Annotated in this window: 19 protein-coding genes; 12 read left to right on the forward strand and 7 right to left on the reverse strand. The window is 72.3% G+C overall.

The window, feature by feature from the left end:
• Positions 1–10 precede the first annotated feature (10 nt).
• Positions 11–679 (reverse strand): phosphate signaling complex protein PhoU, encoded by a 669-nt coding sequence (phoU, locus tag HLI28_RS08100; RefSeq protein WP_171247016.1) that lies wholly within the window; start codon positions 677–679, stop codon positions 11–13.
• 158 nt (positions 680–837) lie between these two features.
• Here phoU and HLI28_RS08105 point away from each other — a divergent pair, with 158 nt between their 5' ends.
• The 6 genes from HLI28_RS08105 to pstB all read left to right on the forward strand — a co-directional run bounded on the left by HLI28_RS08105 (position 838) and on the right by pstB (position 7,069).
• A complete protein-coding gene (locus HLI28_RS08105) occupies positions 838–2,175 on the forward strand; it encodes an ATP-binding protein (protein WP_171247017.1) in 1,338 nt (445 codons plus the stop codon).
• Positions 2,172–2,882, forward strand: a complete 711-nt coding sequence (locus HLI28_RS08110; RefSeq protein ID WP_171247018.1) for a response regulator transcription factor — start codon at positions 2,172–2,174, stop codon at positions 2,880–2,882. The genes HLI28_RS08105 and HLI28_RS08110 overlap by 4 nt, the downstream gene beginning before the upstream one ends.
• Before the next feature lie 174 nt (positions 2,883–3,056).
• Entirely contained in the window at positions 3,057–4,175 is a 1,119-nt protein-coding gene (gene pstS / locus HLI28_RS08115; RefSeq protein WP_425483387.1) for a phosphate ABC transporter substrate-binding protein PstS, read from the forward strand.
• A 132-nt stretch (positions 4,176–4,307) separates the two neighbouring features.
• Positions 4,308–5,291, forward strand: a complete 984-nt coding sequence (gene pstC, locus HLI28_RS08120; RefSeq protein WP_171247020.1) for a phosphate ABC transporter permease subunit PstC — start codon at positions 4,308–4,310, stop codon at positions 5,289–5,291.
• A complete protein-coding gene (gene pstA / locus HLI28_RS08125) occupies positions 5,291–6,247 on the forward strand; it encodes a phosphate ABC transporter permease PstA (protein ID WP_171247021.1) in 957 nt (318 codons plus the stop codon). The genes pstC and pstA overlap by 1 nt, the downstream gene beginning before the upstream one ends.
• A 42-nt stretch (positions 6,248–6,289) precedes the next feature.
• Positions 6,290–7,069, forward strand: a complete 780-nt coding sequence (gene pstB / locus HLI28_RS08130) for a phosphate ABC transporter ATP-binding protein PstB (RefSeq protein ID WP_171247022.1) — start codon at positions 6,290–6,292, stop codon at positions 7,067–7,069.
• Positions 7,070–7,169: 100 nt separating this feature from the next.
• Here the strand turns inward: pstB and HLI28_RS08135 are convergent, their stop codons facing one another.
• Positions 7,170–7,634, reverse strand: a complete 465-nt coding sequence (locus HLI28_RS08135) for a hypothetical protein (RefSeq protein ID WP_171247023.1) — start codon at positions 7,632–7,634, stop codon at positions 7,170–7,172.
• Between the two features lie 245 nt (positions 7,635–7,879).
• Between HLI28_RS08135 and HLI28_RS08140 the strand changes: the two genes are divergently transcribed.
• The 3 genes from HLI28_RS08140 to ispF are packed head-to-tail and all read left to right on the forward strand — an operon-like array spanning position 7,880 to position 9,575.
• The gene (locus tag HLI28_RS08140; RefSeq protein ID WP_171247024.1) at positions 7,880–8,362 is read left to right on the forward strand and encodes a CarD family transcriptional regulator; all 483 of its coding nucleotides are present in this window, start codon (positions 7,880–7,882) and stop codon (positions 8,360–8,362) included.
• Between the two features lie 11 nt (positions 8,363–8,373).
• A complete protein-coding gene (ispD, locus tag HLI28_RS08145; RefSeq protein ID WP_343035743.1) occupies positions 8,374–9,096 on the forward strand; it encodes a 2-C-methyl-D-erythritol 4-phosphate cytidylyltransferase in 723 nt (240 codons plus the stop codon).
• On the forward strand, positions 9,093–9,575 hold the full coding sequence (gene ispF / locus HLI28_RS08150; RefSeq protein WP_171247025.1) for a 2-C-methyl-D-erythritol 2,4-cyclodiphosphate synthase: 483 nt from the start codon (positions 9,093–9,095) through the stop codon (positions 9,573–9,575). The genes ispD and ispF overlap by 4 nt, the downstream gene beginning before the upstream one ends.
• Positions 9,576–9,679: 104 nt before the next feature.
• Here ispF and HLI28_RS08155 read toward each other — a convergent pair whose 3' ends face one another.
• Positions 9,680–11,080, reverse strand: coding sequence for a D-arabinono-1,4-lactone oxidase (locus tag HLI28_RS08155; protein WP_171247026.1), 1,401 nt, complete (start codon positions 11,078–11,080; stop codon positions 9,680–9,682).
• Between the two features lie 21 nt (positions 11,081–11,101).
• On the opposite strand from HLI28_RS08155, the gene HLI28_RS08160 reads away from it, so the two are divergent.
• Genes HLI28_RS08160 through rlmB form a run of 3 tightly spaced genes read left to right on the forward strand, consistent with a single transcriptional unit; the run spans position 11,102 to position 14,750 of the window.
• Complete coding sequence (locus HLI28_RS08160) at positions 11,102–12,286, forward strand: alanine racemase (protein ID WP_171247027.1); 1,185 nt, start codon at positions 11,102–11,104, stop codon at positions 12,284–12,286.
• Between the two features lie 47 nt (positions 12,287–12,333).
• The gene (gene cysS / locus HLI28_RS08165; RefSeq protein WP_171247028.1) at positions 12,334–13,764 is read left to right on the forward strand and encodes a cysteine--tRNA ligase; all 1,431 of its coding nucleotides are present in this window, start codon (positions 12,334–12,336) and stop codon (positions 13,762–13,764) included.
• Complete coding sequence (gene rlmB, locus HLI28_RS08170; RefSeq protein WP_171247029.1) at positions 13,764–14,750, forward strand: 23S rRNA (guanosine(2251)-2'-O)-methyltransferase RlmB; 987 nt, start codon at positions 13,764–13,766, stop codon at positions 14,748–14,750. Before cysS ends, rlmB begins: the two co-directional genes overlap by 1 nt.
• Before the next feature lie 310 nt (positions 14,751–15,060).
• Here rlmB and HLI28_RS08175 read toward each other — a convergent pair whose 3' ends face one another.
• The 4 genes from HLI28_RS08175 to HLI28_RS08190 form a co-directional block, all read right to left on the reverse strand.
• Positions 15,061–16,347, reverse strand: coding sequence for a DUF4032 domain-containing protein (locus HLI28_RS08175; RefSeq protein ID WP_171247030.1), 1,287 nt, complete (start codon positions 16,345–16,347; stop codon positions 15,061–15,063).
• Between the two features lie 158 nt (positions 16,348–16,505).
• Positions 16,506–17,627 carry an ABC transporter ATP-binding protein gene (locus HLI28_RS08180; RefSeq protein WP_171247031.1) on the reverse strand — a complete coding sequence of 374 codons (1,122 nt, stop codon included), beginning with the start codon at positions 17,625–17,627 and terminating at the stop codon, positions 16,506–16,508.
• Positions 17,628–17,848: 221 nt separating this feature from the next.
• A complete protein-coding gene (gene otsB, locus HLI28_RS08185; RefSeq protein WP_171247032.1) occupies positions 17,849–18,688 on the reverse strand; it encodes a trehalose-phosphatase in 840 nt (279 codons plus the stop codon).
• Positions 18,681–20,153: an alpha,alpha-trehalose-phosphate synthase (UDP-forming) gene (locus HLI28_RS08190; protein WP_171247033.1), complete on the reverse strand. Its 1,473-nt coding sequence runs from the start codon at positions 20,151–20,153 to the stop codon at positions 18,681–18,683. The genes otsB and HLI28_RS08190 overlap by 8 nt, the downstream gene beginning before the upstream one ends.
• Positions 20,154–20,269: the final 116 nt, after the last annotated feature.

The following is a 20,269-nucleotide window of genomic DNA, read 5'->3' on the forward strand; positions in this document are numbered from 1 at the left end:
CGACGACGTGTCAGACGTCGGCGGGCGCGTGGATCTCGGCCTCGAAGTCGCCCGTCACCAGGTAGGTGATGCGACGCGCCACCGACACCCCGTGGTCGCCGAACCGCTCGTAGTAGCGGGCCAGCAGGGTGACGTCGATCGTCTCCTGCGCGGTGCCGGTCCAGTCCGGCGACAGCGTCGCGGCGAACGTGTCCTGGTGCAGCCGGTCGATGACGTCGTCGCCGGCCTCGATCTCCGCGGCGAGCGCGACGTCCCGCGTGGAGAGCAGCTCGGAGGTGCGCCGCGCCACGAGTCCGGCCGCCTCGTTGATCGCGACGAACGTCTCGCGGGCGCCGTCCGGCACGGCCAGCGCGGGGTAGCGTCCGCGGGCGACCTCGGCGACGTGCCGGGCGAGGTCACCCATCCGCTCCAGCGTGGAGCTGATGCGCAGCGCGGTGATGACCACGCGCAGGTCGGTGGCGACCGGAGCCTGCTGGGCGAGCACGTGGACGCACCGCTCGTCCAGCTCGCGCTCCAGCCGGTCGATCTCGTGGTCGGAGGCGATCACGTCCTGGGCGAGCTGGTGCTCGCCGTCGAGCAGCGCCGTACCGGCTCGCGTGATCGCCGACTCGACCAGTCGGCTCATCTCGACCAGACCGTCGCCGATGTGCTTCAGCTCGGCATCGAAGATCTCTCGCATGGGTGTCCTCTCGAAGATCGGTGCTGATCAACCCTCACAGGTGCCTCGGACGGCGAAGTGAACGTGACGCGGGCTCCAGGTGAACAGTGGGCGACGCGTCAGGGAGCAATTGCTGCCGTGGCACGGCAACGACCCCTCCGAGACCTAGGCTGGCACTTGTGGAAGGAATCATCCAGGGTGTGACGGCGGTCATCGCCGGTGGTCTCGGCGTCGTCGTCGGGCTCGTCGCTGCCCTCGCCTTCCGCCTCTCCGACCGTGCGCAGCAGCGGGAGGCCGAGTCGGAACCCGGTGCGCTCGACGAGGGCCTGGTCCGCGTGCTGTCGGTGCTGCGCTCCGCCGCGGTCGTGATCGACGACGACGACGACGTCGTCCGGGCCTCCCCGCCGGCGTACGCGCTCGGCGTGGTGCGCAACGACGCCCTCGCCCACGAGACCGTCGTCGAGCTGGTCCACGAGGTGCGGCGCGACGGCGTGATCCGTGAGCGGGAGCTGGAGCTGCCGCGCGGTCCCATCGGCTCCGGCACCGTGCTGCTGCAGGTGCGGGCCGCGCCGCTCGGGATGGACAACATCCTCGTGCTGGCCGAGGACCGCACGGAGGCCCGCCGGGTCGAGGCGATCCGGCGTGACTTCGTCGTCAACGTGTCCCACGAGCTCAAGACGCCGGTCGGTGCGCTCGCGCTGCTGGCCGAGACCGTCCAGGACGCCGCCGACGACCCCGAGGCGGTCCGGCGGTTCACCGAGCGGATGCAGTCCGAGGCGCACCGGCTCTCCGAGCTGGTGCACGAGATCATCGAGCTCTCCCGGCTGCAGGTGGCCGGGGCCCTGCAGCAGATCGAGCCCGTCTCGGTCGTCGACGTCGTCGACGAGGCCGTCGACCGCGCCCGGACGAAGGCGCAGGGCAAGAACATCGCGATCACCGTGGGCGGGACGTCGGAGAGCATCGTGTTCGGCGACCACAACCTGCTGGTCACCGCGGTCCGCAACCTGCTGGACAACGCGGTCTCCTACTCCGGGGAGAACACCCGCGTGGGGGTCGGCGTGCACGAACGCGACGGCCTGGTGGAGATCGACGTCGTCGACCAGGGCGTCGGGATCTCCACCGAGGAGCAGCAGCGCGTCTTCGAGCGCTTCTACCGCGTGGACCCGGCCAGGTCCCGGGACACCGGCGGGACGGGACTCGGACTGAGCATCGTCAAGCACGTCGCCGCCGACCACGGCGGTGACGTGCGGGTCTGGTCGGAGCCGGGCAAGGGCTCCACCTTCACCTTGCGCATCCCGGCCGCGGACCTCGCGGCGGGTGCGCTGGACGCGTCGGCCGCCACGCCGGACGGCGGACCGTCCGACGACGGTCCGGCCGGAGCCCCGCCCGACGGCGGGGCGCCCGGCAGCACGGACGGGTCCGACAGCGGCCCGTCGACCGCCCCGGGCAGCTCCGCGGGCGGACCCCATCGGCACGGTGCCGGAGACGGCCCGAGGAACGAGGAGGTAAGCGCGTGATGCGCATCCTGGTGGTCGAGGACGAGGAGTCGTACCGCGACCCGCTGACGTACCAGCTGACCCGCGAGGGCTACGACGTGGTCGCGACGGCTGACGGCAACGACGCGCTCGAGAGGTTCGACGACGGCGGGGCCGACCTGGTGCTGCTCGACCTCATGCTGCCCGGCCTCAGCGGCACCGAGGTCTGCCGTGAGCTCCGGCAGCGCGGCGACGTGCCGATCATCATGCTCACGGCGAAGGACTCCGAGATCGACAAGGTCGTGGGGCTCGAGCTCGGGGCCGACGACTACGTCACGAAGCCGTACTCGTTCCGCGAGCTCCTCGCGCGCATGCGGGCGGTGATGCGGCGGCGCGGCCCGGGGGGCGACGCCGGCGCCACGCCCGACGACGACGGGGAGTCCGTGCTCGAGATGGGTCCGGTGCGCATGGACGTGGAACGGCACACGGTGGCGGTGCGCGGCGAGGCGGTCTCCCTGCCGCTCAAGGAGTTCGACCTGCTGGAGCTGCTGCTGCGCAACGCCGGCCGGGTGCTGACCCGCGGCCAGCTCATCGATCGTGTCTGGGGCGCCGACTACGTGGGCGACACCAAGACCCTCGACGTCCACGTCAAGCGCATCCGGTCCAAGATCGAGACCGACCCGAGCGCGCCGTCGCTGCTCCTCACGGTGCGCGGTCTCGGCTACAAGTTCGCCGACGCCGAGGGCTGAGGCGGAGCGAGCTCGCGAGTGCGGAGCCCCGGACTCCCGGTGTCCCAGGGTCCGACGGCTGTTCATCGTTCGTTCATCTGCTCCTGGCCGGTGAGCCACCTCGCCTGCCTAACGTTCCTGACGTACGCCGGCGGCCGCCGGTGCCACCACCGTGTGAACAGGATGGAACGACTCGTGAACCTCAGCCGATTCACCCGTGCCGGATCTGCCGTCGCCGTCGGCGCGCTGGCTCTCAGCCTCGCCGCCTGCGGCTCGGACCCCGAGCCCGCGGGCTCCACCGGCGACGAGACCACCGAGGCGTCGGAGGACATGGAGGGCGGCCTGTCGGGCACGCTCTCCGGCGGCGGCGCCTCGTCGCAGGAAGCCGCCATGAACGCCTGGCGTGCCGGCTTCCAGCAGGCGAACCCCGACGCGACCGTCAACTACGACCCCGTCGGTTCCGGCGGCGGCCGTACCGGCTTCGGCGACGGCTCCTACAAGTTCGCCGGCTCGGACGCCGCGCTGGACGACGAGGAGCTCGCCGCCGCCGAGGCGCAGTGCGGTGAGGGTGGCGTCATCGAGTTCCCCGGCTACGTCAGCCCGGTCGCGGTGGCCTTCAACCTCGAGGGCGTCGACTCGCTCAACATGGGCCCGGAGACGATCGCGAACATCTTCCTCGGTGAGATCACCTCCTGGGACGACGAGGCGATCGCCGCGGACAACCCGGACGCCGACCTGCCCAGCACGCCGATCACCGTCGTGCACCGCTCCGACGAGTCGGGCACCACGGAGAACTTCGAGGAGTACCTCTACACGGTGGCCCCCGACATCTGGACGGCCGAGCCCTCCGGCGTGTGGCCGGTCGACGGCCAGGAGTCGGCGCAGGGCACCTCGGGTGTCGTGGGCGCCGCCCAGGCCGGCGAGGGCACCATCACCTACGCCGACGCCTCCCAGGTCGGCGACCTCGGCACCGTCGCGGTCGGTGTCGGTGGTGACTTCGTCGAGTACTCGGCCGAGGCCGCCGCGGAGGTCGTGGCTCAGTCGCCGCGGACCGAGGGCACCAGCGAGTACGTCTACACGATCGACCTCGACCGCGACATCGCGGGCACCTACCCGATCGTCCTGGTCTCGTACAGCCTCGCCTGCACGACCTACGATGACGAGGAGACCGCCGAGCTGGTCAAGGGCTTCCTCGGCTACGTCGCCAGCGAGGAGGGCCAGCAGGCCGCCTCGGACGCCGCCGGGTCCGCCCCGCTGTCCGACACGATCCGCCAGGCCATCATGCCGGGCATCGAGTCGATCTCCGCGGGCTGACCAGGTTCATCGCCTGAACGGCCGCCGGCGGCCGGGTCGGACGCTCGCAGCGTCCCGCCCGGTCGCCGTTCCGGCCGTCCGGCACCCCAGCACGTGACGAGACCAGTGCCCAAGCACCAACGAGGGGTCCCTGTGACGACCACAGTCAGTCCACCGGCCAAGAGCTCCCGGCGCCGCCGCAGCGGCAACACCGACCGGGGCTTCAACCGCGTCTTCCGATGGATCGCCGTCGGAGCCGGCGCCACCATCCTGGCGGTCCTCGCGGCGGTCGCGCTCTTCCTGATCTCCGAGGCCTGGCCCGCGATCACCGCCAGCCCCGAGGAGCTCGCCGCGGGGGTCCCGCGCTACCCGGAGGACACCTCCCTGCTGGCGTACCTCGGACCGCTCGTGTTCGGCACGGTCCTCGCCGCCGTGCTGGCCCTGGTGCTCGCGGTGCCCGTCGCGATGGGGATCGCGCTGTTCATCTCGCACTACGCGCCGCGCCGGCTGTCCCAGGTCCTCGGCGCCCTGGTCGACCTGCTGGCCGCGATCCCCTCAGTCATCTACGGCCTCTGGGGCTTCTTCGTGCTGGCCCCGGTGCTCACGCCGTTCTGGACGTGGCTCAACGAGAACCTCGGCTGGTTCCCCCTGTGGGGCGGCCAGGTCTCGCCGACCGGCCGGTCGATGGCCACGGTCGGGGTCGTCCTGGCGATCATGATCCTGCCGATCATCACGGCGGTGTCGCGGGAGGTCTTCCTGCAGACCCCGAAGCTGCACGAGGAGGCGGCGCTCGCGCTCGGGGCGACCCGGTGGGAGGTCATCCGGACGGCGGTGCTGCCCTTCGGCCGCTCGGGCGTCATCTCCGCCTCGATGCTGGGCCTGGGCCGGGCGCTCGGGGAGACGATGGCCGTGCTGATGATCCTCTCGCCCGGGTTCACGTACACCCTCGACATCCTGGCCGCCGGCCAGCACCAGACCATCGCGGCCTACATCGCCGCCGACTTCCCGGAGTCGACCGGTCTCGGTGTCAACACGCTGATCGCCGCGGGACTCGCCCTGTTCGTGATCACGCTGGCCGTGAACATGACGGCGCGCTGGGTCGTGGCGCGCCGCAAGGACTTCTCGGGAGCCAACTGATGAGCGTCACCACGCAGAACCCCGGACGAGGCAGCTCGGAGACGGCCCGACTGCTCTCCACGGTGGACCCCGGTCGTCGCCGTACCGACCGCGTCATGCAGGTCCTGATCTACATCGCCTTCGGCCTGGCGATGATCCCGCTGGGCTGGCTGATCTTCACCGTCGTGGCCCAGGGCGCCGACCGGATCAGCCTCGACTTCCTGTTCCAGTCGATGCGCAACATCTTCGGCGGGGACCCGCGCGGCGGGATCTACCACGCGATCCTCGGCACGGTCGTGATCACGGCCCTGGCGACCGTGATCTCGGTGCCGATCGGCATCCTGACCGCGATCTACCTGGTCGAGTACGGCAAGGGCTGGCTGGCCCGCTCGGTCACCTTCTTCGTCGACGTCATGACGGGGATCCCCTCGATCGTCGCCGGCCTGTTCGCGTTCTCGCTCTTCGCGCTGATCTTCGGCCCGGCCGTCCGCATCGGCGTCATGGGGGCCGTGGCCCTGTCGGTGCTGATGATCCCGGTCGTGGTGCGCTCCTGCGAGGAGATGCTCAAGCTCGTGCCGAACGAGCTGCGGGAGGCCTCGTACGCGCTCGGCGTCCCGAAGTGGCTGACGATCGTCAAGGTCGTGCTGCGCACCTCCGTCGCCGGGCTGACCACCGGCGTGCTGCTCGCGATCGCCCGGGTCATCGGCGAGACGGCGCCGCTGCTCGTGACCGTCGGCGTCACCGACTCGATCAATGCCAACGCGTTTGACGGGCGCATGATGACCTTGCCGGTGTTCGCCTACCGGCAGTACTCGCAGGGCAACGCCCCGTGCCCCGGTGGGGACACGGCGACGTGCGTCTCGGACATCGCCTCCCAGAACGCCTGGGGCGCGGCACTCGTGCTGATCGCCATGGTCCTGGCACTCAACCTCATCGGCCGCCTGATCACTCGCTGGTTCGCCCCGAAGCTGGGCTGACGCGCAGCCGACGATCAGCCACACTCACGAAGGAAGCTCACGATGGCACAGCGCATCGACACCAAGGACCTGAACATCTACTACGGCGACTTCCGCGCCGTCGAAGACGTCAACATGACGATCGAGCCCAAGTCGGTCACCGCCCTCATCGGGCCGTCCGGCTGTGGGAAGTCGACGTTCCTGCGGACGCTCAACCGGATGCACGAGGTGGTCCCCGGGGCCCGCGTGGAGGGCACCGTCGAGATGGAGGGCGTGGACCTGTACGGCCCGGACGTCGACCCGGTCGCCGTCCGCAAGAACGTCGGCATGGTCTTCCAGCGGCCGAACCCGTTCCCGACGATGTCCATCCGTGACAACGTCCTGGCCGGGGTGAAGCTGAACAACAAGCGCATCTCGAAGTCCGACGCCGACGACCTCGTCGAGTCCTCGCTGCACGGGGCGAACCTGTGGAACGAGGTCAAGGACCGCCTGGACCGGCCGGGATCCGGACTCTCGGGCGGTCAGCAGCAGCGGCTGTGCATCGCCCGGGCGATCGCGATCAAGCCGCAGGTGCTGCTGATGGACGAGCCCTGCTCGGCTCTCGACCCGATCTCGACGATCGCCATCGAGGACCTCATCGGCGAGCTGAAGCAGGAGTACACGATCGTCATCGTGACGCACAACATGCAGCAGGCGGCTCGTGTGAGCGACCGGACCGGCTTCTTCAACATCGCCGGGACGGGCAAGCCGGGCCGGCTCATCGAGATGGACGACACGGCGACCATCTTCTCCTCCCCGGCCGAGAAGGCGACCGAGGACTACGTCTCGGGCCGCTTCGGCTGATCCGACCCGCCGTGCCGGCCCCGTCGGTACGCACGAAGGCCCCTGCGCTCCCGGAGCGCAGGGGCCTTCGTGCTGCGACGGGGAGCCCGTCGCCGGGGGATCAGGGCAGGTAGTCGGCGTACTCCGGCAGCGTGCCGTCGAAGACCGGCAGGTAGAACGTCTCGCTCTGCCCGGCGACCTCGAGCGTGGCCTCGAGGGTCCCGCCCGGGATGGTGTCGACCGGGCCGAGCAGGGTCTCCTCGCCGTCGGTGCCGAGGTAGACCGTCTCCTCCGCGGGCACCGGCACCGTGACGGGTGTGGCGCCGCTGGCGGTCAGGGTGAACTCGACGTCCTCGTCGCTGTTGTTCGCCAGCGCGCCCAGCAGGTTGCCGTCGCCGCCCTCCTCGGTGGCGATGACCAGCAGGTTGAGGCCGCGGACCTGCATGTCCTCGAAGTCGACGCGCGTCCCGTCCGACGGCGCGTAGCCCATCTGGGTGGTGATGGGTGCGCAGGCGCCGAGCGCCAGCGCGCCGACGGCGACCCCGGCGGCGAGGGCGGAACGGGCGGTACGGGCGGAGCGGGCCACGTGCTCTCCTTCTGCTGGAGCGGTGCGGCGGGCTCGGGGCCCGCGCACGGGATGTCACTGGGGTGAGGGACGCGGCGCGCCCCGCACCATCCTAGTGGGGCGGCGGGGTGGTCACCCACCCGCCCGCTGGCAGCGCCCTGAACTGCGGAAACAGTGGTCCCGTGAATCCTCCGCGCACCCCCCGCGCCACGGGCGCAGGTGCCCACCGTGATAGACTCGGTCACTGGGAAAGGGGACATCTGAAGATGACGTTCACAGTAGGCGAGACGGTTGTCTACCCTCATCACGGCGCCGCGCTGATCGAAGAGGTCAAGACCCGGAAGATCCGTGGCGAAGAGAAGATGTACCTCAAGCTCAAGGTCGCTCAGGGCGACCTGACGATCGAGGTGCCGGCGGACAACGTCGACCTCGTCGGGGTGCGTGACGTGGTGGACCAGGAGGGCCTGGACAAGGTGTTCGACGTGCTGCGCGCGCCGTACACCGAGGAGCCGACCAACTGGTCGCGCCGGTACAAGGCGAACCTGGAGAAGCTGGCGTCCGGCGACGTCATCAAGGTCGGGGAGGTCGTCCGCGACCTGTCCCGCCGCGACTCCGACCGCGGCCTGAGCGCCGGGGAGAAGCGCATGCTGGCCAAGGCGCGCCAGATCCTCGAGTCCGAGGTCGCCCTCGCGGAGGGTGTCGACGAGGAGAAGGCCGGCGCCATCATCGACGAGGTGCTCGCCTCCTGACGACCCTCGCGATCCTCACCGCGGCCGGTTCCGGCACGCGGCTCGGACGGGAGATCCCCAAGGCGTTCGTGCCGGTCGGTGGCGTGCCGATGATCGCCCTGGCGGCGCGCGGCCTCGCCGACTCCGGTGCGGTCGACGCCGTGGTGGTGACCTCTCCGCCGGGTCGTGCGGCCGACATGGTCGCCGCTCTCGGCGCGCTCCCGATCCCGGTCGAGGTCGTCGACGGGGGATCCACCCGGCAGGCGTCGGTCGCCGCCGGTCTCCGCCGTGCCGACGCGAGCACCGACGTCGTCCTCGTGCACGACGCCGCCCGTCCGCTCGCCCCGCCCGCGCTGGTCGCCCGCGTGGTGGCGGCCGTGCGCAGCGGACACCCCGCCGTCGTCCCCGGGCTGCCGGTGACGGACACGATCAAGCGCGTCGCGCCCGACGCCGGCGCCCCGGCCCCACCCGGGGACGACACCACCCCCGTGGTCGAGCGGGTCGTCGACACGCTCGACCGGACCGTGCTGCGAGCGGTCCAGACGCCGCAGGGTTTCGACCGGGAGCTCCTGCAGCGTGCGCACGCCGAGGGGGCGGCCCGGGCCGCCGCCGAGCACCTGGCCGCGACCGACGACGCCGGGCTGGTCGAGGCGCTCGGCGTCCCGGTGCACCTGGTGCGGGGCGACTCCGCCGCGCTGAAGATCACCACGCCGTACGACCTGGCCGTGGCCGAGCTGTTGCTGGAGGGCCGATGAACCTGCCGCGCACCGGGATCGGCGTGGACGTCCACGCCTTCGCCCCGGAGGGCTCGGACCGTGAGCTCTGGGTCGGTGGGCTGCACTGGCCCGGCGAGCGGGGTCTGGACGGCCACTCGGACGCGGACGTCGCCGCGCACGCCGCCGCGGACGCGCTGTTCTCCGCGGCCGGCATCGGCGGTCTGGGCACGCACTTCGGCACGAGCGAGCCCGAGTGGGCCGGGGCGAGCGGCGTCGTGCTGCTGGCCGAGGCCGCCCGCCGGGTCCGGGCCGCCGGGTTCGAGATCGGGAACGTCGCCGTCCAGGTGGTCGGCAACCGGCCCAAGGTCGAGCCCCGCCGCACCGAGGCCGAGGCCGCGCTGACCGAGGCCGTCGGTGCGCCCGTCTCCGTCAGCGCGACCACGACCGACGGGCTCGGCCTGACCGGCCGCGGCGAGGGCGTCGCCGCGATCGCCACCGCGCTCGTCGCCGCCCGCTGACGGCTCCCCGCCCGCCCCGTCGTTGTGGGCATGAAATCTGCAGCCTTCGACGGGGTCGCGGCTGCAGATTTCATGCCCACAACGACGAGGGGTCGCGGCGGAGGTCAGGCGGGGAGGCCGAGGACCCGGTCGGTGTAGTCGTTGCGCAGCACGCCGTGCGGGTCGACGGCGGCCCGCACCCGCGCGACGTCGTCCAGCGGGTAGTGCGCCGCCAGGTCCGCGGCCGTGCGGGTGTGCAGCTTGCCCCAGTGCGGGCGGCCGCCCGCCGCCAGGAAGATCTCCTCCGCCGCGGCGAAGTACCGCTCGCGCGGCATCCGGTGGTACTGGTGCACCGCCACGTAGGCGGTGTCCCGGCCCCGTGCCGTCGACAGCCACACGTCGTCCGCGGCCGCGCAGCGCACCTCGACCGGGAACGGCACCGGCTCGCCGGACGCTCGCAACCAGCCCTCCAGCTCGCGCAGCGCGTCGGCCAGCCCCGCCCTCGGCAGCGCGTACTCCATCTCGGTGAAGCGCACCCGCCGCCGGCTCACCATCACCCGGTCGGACGGCGCCACGTGGGTCCGGTCCCCGAGGGCGGCGGCGCACACCGCGTTCAGGCGCGGCACGGTCCGCGGAGCGGCGGCCGCCACCTGCATCACACCCCCCAGGACACCGTTGGCCAGCACCTCCTCGTCCAGGACGGACCGGGCGGCGTCACCCAGGGTCCGGGCCGCGCCCAGGACCCCGCGGCGGGACGCGCGGTGGCGGGCCGCCTCGGGCGCCGGGACGCGGTCATGGCTCCAGGTGAGCATCCGGTCCGTGCCGGGGAACCAATAGGCGTCGAACCGGTCGTGTCCGTCGAACAGCGCGTCGATGCCCTCGACGACCTCGTCCCAGGGGCGGACCTGCTCGGTCGAGCGCAGCAGGTAGGCCGGCACGACCTCGAGCGTGACGGCGGACAGCACGCCCACGGTGCCCAGCCCGAGGCGGGCGACCTCGAACAGCTCGCGGTCCGGGGAACCGGGGGTGTCGTCGCCCGACACCGACCGCACGGAGCCGTCCGGCAGCACGACGCGCAGCGCGCGCACCTGCGTGGCCAGGCCGCCCAGCAGCGCCCCCGTGCCGTGGGTCCCGGTGGAGATCGCCCCCGCGACCGACTGCCGGTCGATGTCGCCGAGGTTGCGCATCGCCAGTCCTCGTGTCGCGAGCAGCCGGTTGAGCTCGTGCAGGCGGGTCCCGGCGCCCACGGTGACCAGGGCGGTGCCGTCGGGCCTGCGACGCACGGACCGCGCACCGCTGAGCCGGTCGAGCCCGATCAGGAGGCCGTCGGTCACGGCGACGTCGGTGAACGAGTGGCCGGCCCCCACCGCACGGATCCGCAGACCGTCGGCCGCGGCACGGGCCACGACGGCACGCAGCTCGGCCTCGTCCCGCGGCTGCGACCACCGCGCCGGGGAGGCCCGGTAGGTGCGGCCCCAGGTGGTGAAGTTCACGTCGCACACTCTGTCACGGGCCTGCGGTGCCATGCCGCGGTGTAGCGTGCCGACATGTCCGCGACCGACCGGCTGAGCAGGGCGACCGCCGGGTCGCCCGCGCCGCTCGCCGTCGTCGACCTGGACGTGTTCGACACCAACGCGGCCGACCTGCTCCGGCGGGCCGCCGGCACCCCCGTGCGCGTCGCCACCAAGTCCGTCCGCGTGCGTTCGCTGGTGGGACGGGCCCTGCGGGCCGGTTTCACCGGCGTGATGGCCTACTCCCTCGACGAAGCGCTGTGGCTCGTCGGCACCGGGGTCCGCGACGTCCTGGTGGGCTACCCGACCGTGGACCGCGACGCCCTCGCGCGCTGGGCCGCCGACCCGGCCGCGCGCCGGGAGATCACCCTCATGGTCGACGACGTCCCCCAGGTCGAGCGGGTGCGCGCGGCGTTGCGTGCCGCACGAGCGGGCGGCGGTGACGGCGCCCTCTGCCTGGACGTCGACAGCTCGTTGCGCGTCGGCCTCGGACCGTGGCAGGCCCACCTCGGCACCCGCCGGTCCCCGCTGCGCACCCCTGCGCAGGTGGCCGACCTCGCCGCCGCCGTCGAGGCCGTCGACGGGCTGCACGTGCGCGGCCTGATGTTCTACGAGGCCCAGGTCGCGGGCCTGCCCGACACGAGCCCGGCGGTGCGGACCGTGAAGCGGCTGTCGATCCGCGACGTCGAGCGTCGCCGCCGCGCCGTGCTCGCCGCGGTCCGGTCCGCCGTCGGCCGGGACGTCGAGCTCGTCAACGCCGGCGGCACGGGTTCGCTGGAGTCCTCCGCCGCCGGCACCGGTGTCACCGAGGTGACCGCCGGGTCGGGGCTGTTCGTCCCCGCGACCTTCGACCGCTACCGGTCCTTCGAGGCCCGGCCGGCGGCGTACTTCGGGCTCGACGTCGTCCGCTCGCCCGGGCCGGGCTGGGCCACCGCGTTCGGGGGCGGGTACGTCGCCTCCGGGCCGGCCGGTCCGTCGCGGCTGCCGCGCCTCGTCACCCCCGGCTGGGCGCTGACGCGACGTGAAGGGGCCGGGGAGGTGCAGACGCCGATGCGCCTCCGGCGCGGTGGGCGCGACCTGCGCGTCGGGGACAGGGTCTGGTTCCGGCACGCCAAGGCCGGTGAGCTGATGGAACGCTTCGCCACCGTGCACCTCGTGCGCGGGGACGAGGTCGTCGAGGAGGTGCCCACCTACCGGGGCGAGGGCCGGGCGTTCGGCTGAGGGTCCGCGGGCCGCAGGGATCCGGACCCGACCGGTACCCTGGACCGGTGACCTTGCAGCTCTTCGACACCGCCACGCGCTCCGTGCGCGAGCTCGTCCCCCGGACACCCGGCAAGGTCGGCATCTACCTGTGCGGCGCCACCGTCCAGTCGGCCCCGCACGTGGGCCACCTGCGACCCGCCGTCGCCTTCGACGTGCTGCGCCGCTGGCTGACCCGCTCCGGGCTCGACGTGACGCTCATCCGCAACGTCACCGACATCGACGACAAGATCCTCGCCAAGGCCGAGGCAGCCGGTGTCGAGTGGTGGGCCCACGCCGCCACCTACGAGCGGACGTTCACGGCCGCCTACGACGCGCTCGGTGTGCTGCCGCCCACCTACGAGCCGCGGGCCACCGGGCACGTGCCGCAGATGGTCGCGCTCATGCAGCGCCTCGTCGAGCGCGGGCACGCCTACTCCACCGGACCGGGCAACGTCTGGTTCGACGTGCGTTCCTGGCCGCAGTACGGCGAGCTCACCGCGCAGCGCCTCGAGGACCTCAACCCCGAGGGCGGGGACGACGCCGTCACCTCGGAGAAGCGCGACCCGCACGACTTCGCGCTGTGGAAGACGCCGCGGCCGGGCGAGCCCGAGACCGCCGCGTGGGACACGCCGTTCGGGCGCGGCCGACCCGGCTGGCACCTCGAGTGCTCGGCCATGGCGCAGCGCTACCTGGGCGACGCGTTCGACATCCACGGCGGCGGCCTCGACCTGCGGTTCCCGCACCACGAGAACGAGCAGGCGCAGTCGCGCGCCGCCGGGTACCCGTTCGCAGACCGCTGGATGCACTCGGCCTGGGTCACCCAGCAGGGCGTGAAGATGAGCAAGTCGCTCGGGAACGGGCTGCTCATGAGCGAGCTGCTCGCCCAGGTGCCGGCCCCCGTCGTGCGCTACGCGCTGGCCTCCGTCCAGTACCGGTCCATGCTCGAGTGGGGCCCGGACACCCTCGACGAGGCCCGGACCACCTGGGACCGGCTCACCGGGTTCGTCGACCGGGCGACCGAACGTGTCGGCGAGGTCCCGCGCGACGAGGTCCGCACGGCCGGGCTGCCCACCGGGTTCGTCGCCGCGATGGACGACGACCTCAACGTGCCCGCGGCGCTCGCCGTCGTGCACGAGACGCTCCGGGCCGGGAACACCGCGCTCGCGTCTTCCGACGACGACGGTGCGCGGGCGGCGCTCGTGGCGCTGCGGGGGATGCTCGACGTGCTGGGGCTCGACCCGGCCGACCCGCAGTGGGCCAGCGCCGCGGACACGCGCGTGGCCGACGCGCTGGACTCCGTCGTGCAGGCCGAGCTGGACGCACGGGCCGCGGCGCGAGCCGCGAAGGACTATGCCACGAGCGACGCGATCCGGGACCGCCTGGCCGCGGCCGGCGTCGTCGTGCAGGACTCTCCGGACGGCGCCCGCTGGACGCTGTCCGACGCGAAGGGGGAATGATGGCGGGAAACTCGCAGCGACCCGGTGCCAAGCGCAAGGCGGGCACCAAGAAGGGCGCGCAGGTCGGCAGCGGCGGTCAGCGCCGCAAGGGCCTCCAGGGGAAGGGTCCGACGCCGAAGGCCGAGGAGCGCACCTACCACCCGGCCTACAAGAAGAAGGTCGCCGCCGAGAAGCGGGCGGCGGCGCAGGCGCCCACCGGGGCACGCAAGGGCGTGGCCCGGGGCACCCGCAAGGCGACCGGCGGTGCCGAGGTCGTGGCAGGCCGCAACGCCGTCCTGGAGGCGCTGCGCACGGACGTGCCGGTCACGGCCGTGCACCTGGCCGAGCGCATCGACCACGACGACCGCACCCGGGAGATCCTCGAGCTCGCCTCGATGCACGGCGCCCGCGTGCTGGAGAGCTCGCGCGGGGCGCTGGACCAGCTCACCGAGGGATCCGTGCACCAGGGGGTCGCCCTGGAGGTGCCGCCGTACGAGTACGCGTCGGTGGACGACCTGCTGGACGCGGCCGCCGAGGCAGGGGAGCCGCCGCTCATCGTCGCGCTCGACTCGGTCACCGACCCGCGCAACCTCGGGGCGGTGCTGCGGTCCGCGGGCGCGTTCGGCGCCCACGGCGTGCTGGTGCCGTCGCGGCGCACGGCGTCGGTCACCGCTTCGGCGTGGAAGGTCTCCGCCGGGGCGGCCGCGCGGGTGCCGGTCGCCAAGGAGACCAACCTGTCGCGGACGCTGACCGACCTGAAGAAGTCGGGGCTGTTCGTCGTCGGGCTCGACGCCGGCGGGGACGTCTCGGTGCGCGACCTGGCGTTCGCCACGGACCCGCTGGTGATCGTCGTCGGCTCCGAGGGCAAGGGCCTCTCGCGACTCGTGCGGGAGACCTGCGACGCCGTGGCCTCGATCCCGATCTCCTCGGACGTCGAGTCGCTGAACGCGGGTGTGGCCGCCGGCATCACGCTCTACGAGGTCGCGCAGGCGCGGTCGGCCTCCTGACGCCGACCGGTCACGCTGGCCCGCGGGTCAGGACGAGATCCCGCGGGTCAGGGCGGTGCCCGGCGGGTCAGTGCGGAAGGCGGCGGGTCAGGACAAGGTCCCGCGGGTCAGGACGAAATTCCGCGGGTCAGGGCGCGCCCGGCGACCCAGGGTGAGGTCGTGCCGGTCGAGCGATCTGACTCGCGTACGAGAGTCCTGACTCGCGCAAGAGGGGCCCTGACTCGCGAAGGGAGGACCTGACTCGAGCGGGAGCGTCCTGACTAGCGCAGGAGCGTCCTGACCCGCGAGCGGCGCGGATCGTCGGGCAGCGTCAGTCGACGTCGCCCGGCTCGGACGCGGCGTAGTGGAAGTAGTCCGCCTCGGGCCCCTGGGGCTCCTCCTCGGGAGCCATGCCGAGGATCGCCTTCTCGTCCGGCCGGTACCGCAGCACGTTGGTCACGTAGGACTGCACCGCCTCCGGCATCGGCACGTCGTGCCCGGCCTGCTCGGAGATGTACCACCGGTGCTCGAGGACCTCGTGGTACAGCTGCGCGGGTTCGAGCTTGCGGCGCAGCTCGCGCGGGACGGCGCGGACGGTCGGCTGGAAGACGTTCTGCAGCCAGTCGTGGGCGACGAGCTGGGGGTCGTCCTCCTGGCGGTCCGTCGCGGCCTGGTACGAGTCCAGGTCGTTGAGCAGTCGCCGGGCCTGGTTGTCCTGCACGTCCAGGCCGGTGAGCTTGGCCAGACGGCGCGAGTGGTGCCCGGCGTCGACCACCTGGGGCTGGATCCGGACCGTCGTGCCGTCGATGTCGGTGGTGATGTCGAGCTCGCCGACGTCGAACCCGAGGGCGTTGAGCCGTTCGATGCGGGCGGCCACGCGCCAGCGCTCGTCGGAGGCGAACGCCTCCACACCGGTCAGCGCCTCCCACAGCTCGTGGTAGCGGTCCACGAGCGAGTTGCCGAACGCGACCTCGTCGATCTCGCTGTCCAGCAGCTCGCCGGCGGCGAGGTCCATGAGCTCGCCGATGATGTTGACGCGGGCGATCTCCAGGTCGTGCTCCCGCTGGCCACGGGTCAGCTCGCGGTGCAGGGCACCGGTCTCGGCGTCGACCAGGTAGGCGGCGAAGAGCTCGGCGTCACGCCGGAACAACGTGTTGGACAGCGAGACGTCGCCCCAGAAGAACCCGGCGAGGTGCAGCCGGACGATGAGGACGACGAGCGCGTCGATGAGCCGGTTCGCCGTCTCGTCGCGCAGCCACTGGCTGAACACGGACCGGTAGGGCAGGGAGAACGCCAGGTGCTCGGTGACGAGCGCCGCCTCGAGGGGCGTCCCGTCCTCGGCCGTGCGTCCGGTGACGACGCCGATCGGCCGGACCGCGGGGATCTCGAGCTTGCGCAGCTGGCGCAGCATGCCGTACTCGCGGAAGGCGACGTCCTCGCTGATCTCCTTGACGGCCAGGACCCGGCCGTCCAGGCGGACGAAGCGCACGACGTGCCGCGAGATGCCGCGGGGGAGTGCCGCGAGGACCTCGGCGGGCCACTCGATGAGGGGGCGGCGCCAGGGCAGGTCCAGCAGGGCCGAGTTCGGGGTCGCCGAGGTGATCTTCAGCTGCTCCACGGCATCTCCAGGTCTGTTGTGGGCATGAGATCTGCAGGGGCACCCTGCGGCGGACCTGCAGATTTCCTGCCCACAGCGATGGGGGGCAGGTTCAGCGTAGACGACGACGGGGCGGACCCGGCGCCCGGCCGGATCCGCCCCGTCGTCGTCGGGGATGCTCAGTGGCTCAGACGAGCACCCGTGGACGGGGAGAAGACGTGCTCCTGGCCCTGCTTGATGGTGACGTGGATGGTGTCACCCTTCATCGGGACCTCCCGCGGGTCGATGCGGACGATGACCTGGTCCGAGGAACCGGAGTGCAGGTCGCCGGCCGAGCCGTCCGCCTGCAGCTCGCCGTAGACGAAGGCGTCGGAGCCGAGCTCCTCGACGAGGTTGACCTTCACCTGGAAGGCGTCCTGCGAGTCGTCGTGCGCGATGTCGAGGGACTCCGGACGGAAGCCCACGACGACCTGGCCGTTGTCGGCGTCGGTGAGCTGGTCGAGCACGTGGCGCTCCAGCGGCACCGCGGCGTGCCCGACGATGGCCTTGCCGTCGCGGACCTCGAACGTGCCGATGTTCATCGCGGGCGAGCCGATGAAGCCGGCCACGAAGGTGTTCGCCGGGGTGTCGTACATCTCGCGCGGCGTGCCGACCTGCTGGAGCAGGCCGTCCTTGAGCACGGCGATGCGGTCACCCATGGTGAGGGCCTCGGTCTGGTCGTGCGTCACGTAGACGGTCGTGACGCCGAGGCGGCGCTGCAGGGAGGCGATCTGCGTACGGGTCTGGACACGCAGCTTGGCGTCGAGGTTCGACAGCGGCTCGTCCATGAGGAACACCTGGGGCTGACGCACGATGGCACGGCCCATGGCGACACGCTGGCGCTGACCGCCGGAGAGCGCCTTCGGCTTGCGGTCCAGGTACTCGGTGAGGTCGAGGATCTTGGCGGCCTCCTCGACCCGCTGGCGGATCTCCGCCTTCGGGGTGCCGGCGATCTTCAGCGCGAAGCCCATGTTGTCGGCCACGGACATGTGCGGGTACAGCGCGTAGTTCTGGAAGACCATCGCGATGTCGCGGTCCTTGGGCTGCACGTCGGTGACGTCGCGGTCCCCGATGTAGATGTGCCCGCCGTTGACGTCCTCGAGGCCTGCCAGCATGCGCAGCGAGGTGGACTTGCCGCAGCCCGAGGGGCCGACGAGGACGAGGAACTCGCCGTCCTCCACCTGCAGGTTGAGCTGGTCCACGGCCGGGCGCTCGGTGCCCGGGTAGATCCGCGTCGCGTGGTCGTAGGTGACCGAAGCCATGATGGTGTCCCTCCACCGGCAGGTACGTGCCGGACGATCCGTTGTGGTCGGGTGTGCTGCGTTCACGACTGGCGTGTCGGCGGCGACACATTCTGTTGTCCGCGCGGCTTCACCGGACCGTTCCGGCGGCGTCGCGCGGATCGATCCTACACGGCCGTGACTCCGATCACCCCCTCGGGCGCAGCCGTCCCGGCACGCCGCACGGGGCAGGTCGGGACGGGTCAGGAGGGCCGCAACGCGGCGCGCAGCCGGTCCAGCACCCCGGCGACGTCGTCCGCACCGGCGACCCGGTGCGCCGCGAGGGTCTCGCCGTGGCCGACCTTCAGTGCCAGGTCGCCGCTGGTCAGCACGGCGAAGGCCTTCTCGTCGGTCGTGTCGTCCCCGGCGTACAGCACCCGCACGCGCTCGGTGCCGACGTCGCGTCCGACGACGGTGCGCAGGCGCCGCAGCGCCTCGCCCTTGGACGTGGGCAGCACCGCGATCTCGACGACGTCCTTGCCGTGCATCGGCTCGAGCCCGAGCCGGTCGGCGGCGGCGTCGGCCGCCTCGACGGCCGCGGCGGAGTCCTCGGGACCGGCGAGCCGGGTGTGCAGGACGGCGGCGCTCGGCTTGTGCTGCACCCAGGCGCCCTCGCGGCCGGCCACCGCCGCCTCGAGGGCGGAGCGCAGCGCTTCCAGGTCCTCACGCTGGGAGTCGCTGAGCTCGAGCGGGACCGTCTCGACCCCGTCCGCCGTGACGTGCCCCGTCTCGGCGCCGTGGCTGCCGACCAGGTACGACCCGACCGGGGGCGCGGCCCGCGTCGCGAGGTCGTCGAGGTCGCGCCCCGAGACGAGCGCCAGCCGCACCCGCGACGCCGGCGCGTCGCCGCCACCGGGCACCGTCAGGGCCGCCAGCTCGTCCACGGCCGTGCGGGCCGCCGGGGTCATGCGCGACGCCGTCGGGTCGTCCACCAGCGGGGCGAGCGTGCCGTCGAAGTCCAGGGCCACCAGCAGCGCGGCGCCGTCGTCGGCGGTGAACTCGTGCAGGGCACCGTCCAGCGCGGGGTCGAGCTGCTCAGACATAGGTGTCGCGGCCGGGCACGGCGGTGAGCACCCCGAGGAACGACTTCGACCACTTGGCGACGTCGTCGCCCATGACCTTGCGCCGCAGGTTGCGCATGCGACGACGCTTCTCCTTGGGGGACATCTCCGCCGCGGCGACGATGATGTCCTTCATGCCGTCGATGTCGTGCGGGTTGCACAGCAGCGGTCCCGGGGCCAGCTGGTCCGCGGCGCCGGTGAACTCGCTGAGCACCAGCACGCCGCCGAGGTCGGAGCGGGCCGCGATGTACTCCTTGGCCACCAGGTTCATCCCGTCCCGCAGCGACGTGACGAGCATGACGTCCGCCGCCAGGTACAGGGCCGCCATCTCCTCGGGCGGGTAGGAGTGGTGCAGGTAGTGGATCGCCGAGTGGCCGAGCTCGCCGAACTCGCCGTTGACGCGGCCGACGAGGATCTCCACGTGCTGGCGCAGCTCCTGGTAGGCGCCGACGTTCTCCCGGGACGGGCTGGCGACCTGCACGAGCGTGGTGTTCGCGGCGTCGATCCGGCCGTCCTGCAGGATCTCGCCGTAGGCCTTGATCCGGTGCCGGATGCCCTTGGTGTAGTCGAGGCGGTCGACGCCGAGCATCACGACCTCGGGGTCGCCCAGGTCCGTGCGGATCTCCTTGGCGCGGGCCTGGACCTCGGGACGGCGGGCGAGCTCGTCGAAGTACTGGGTGTCGATGGAGATGGGGAACGAGGCCGCACGGACCCGTCGGCCCGGCGTCGCGTCGTCGGAGCCCATGGAGATGATCGAGCCGCGCGTGGGGTGGTCCGTGAGCCGGCGCACCGCGCGCACGAAGTTCGAGGCGTCGCCGCCGCGCTGGAACCCGATGAGGTCGGCGCCCAGGAGCCCCTCGACGATGGCCTTGCGCCAGGGCAGCTGCTGGAACAGCTCGACGGCGGGGAAGGGGATGTGGTCGAAGAAGCCGATGCGCAGGTCGGGACGCAGCTCGCGCAGCATCTTCGGCACGAGCTGGAGCTGGTAGTCGTGTACCCAGACCACGCCGCCGTGGGCCGCCTGGGCGGCCGCCGCCTCGGCGAACCGCTGGTTGACCTTGCGGTAGGCGTCCCACCACTGCCGGTGGTACGTCGGCGGGGCGATCACGTCGTGGTACAGCGGCCAGAGCGTGTCGTTGGAGAAGCCCTCGTAGTACTTGCTGATCTCGCTGGCGGACAGCGTCACGGGGACCAGCAGCATGCCGTCCGCCTCGAACGGTTCGTGCGCGAGGTCGGGCGCGCCGGACCAGCCGACCCAGGCGCCGTCGTTCTCGCGCATGACCGGCTCGAGGGCGGTGACCAGCCCGCCCGGCGACCGCTTCCAGTCGAGGTTGCCCTCGTCGTCCACCGCGAAGTCGACGGGAAGCCGGTTGGCGACGACGACGAGGTCGTAACCGGTCGACCCGTCGCCGCCGGTCGTGGTGCTGGACGATCCCTGACCTGTCAACGCTGTTCTCTCCCAAGGTTGGTGGACGCCGACCCGATGCACTGGGCAGTGCGGAGTCCTGCGCGCACCATATCGGCGCAGCCCTTCCCCCGCGCGGGGTGAACCCTGGCGAGCCA

Origin of the sequence: Isoptericola sediminis, assembly GCF_013085345.1 — a bacterium.
Taxonomy (GTDB): Bacteria; Actinomycetota; Actinomycetes; order Actinomycetales; family Cellulomonadaceae; genus Isoptericola; species Isoptericola sediminis.

Coding starts and splice junctions, on each gene's coding strand:
- pstA (WP_171247021.1), top strand. CDS start 5,291: ATGAGCGTCACCACGCAGAACCCCGGACGAGGCAGCTCGGAGACGGCC.
- HLI28_RS08180 (WP_171247031.1), bottom strand. CDS start 17,627: ATGGCTTCGGTCACCTACGACCACGCGACGCGGATCTACCCGGGCACC.
- phoU (WP_171247016.1), bottom strand. CDS start 679: ATGCGAGAGATCTTCGATGCCGAGCTGAAGCACATCGGCGACGGTCTG.
- HLI28_RS08160 (WP_171247027.1), top strand. CDS start 11,102: ATGTCCGCGACCGACCGGCTGAGCAGGGCGACCGCCGGGTCGCCCGCG.
- ispF (WP_171247025.1), top strand. CDS start 9,093: ATGAACCTGCCGCGCACCGGGATCGGCGTGGACGTCCACGCCTTCGCC.
- HLI28_RS08140 (WP_171247024.1), top strand. CDS start 7,880: ATGACGTTCACAGTAGGCGAGACGGTTGTCTACCCTCATCACGGCGCC.
- HLI28_RS08155 (WP_171247026.1), bottom strand. CDS start 11,080: ATGGCACCGCAGGCCCGTGACAGAGTGTGCGACGTGAACTTCACCACC.
- rlmB (WP_171247029.1), top strand. CDS start 13,764: ATGGCGGGAAACTCGCAGCGACCCGGTGCCAAGCGCAAGGCGGGCACC.
- otsB (WP_171247032.1), bottom strand. CDS start 18,688: ATGTCTGAGCAGCTCGACCCCGCGCTGGACGGTGCCCTGCACGAGTTC.
- pstB (WP_171247022.1), top strand. CDS start 6,290: ATGGCACAGCGCATCGACACCAAGGACCTGAACATCTACTACGGCGAC.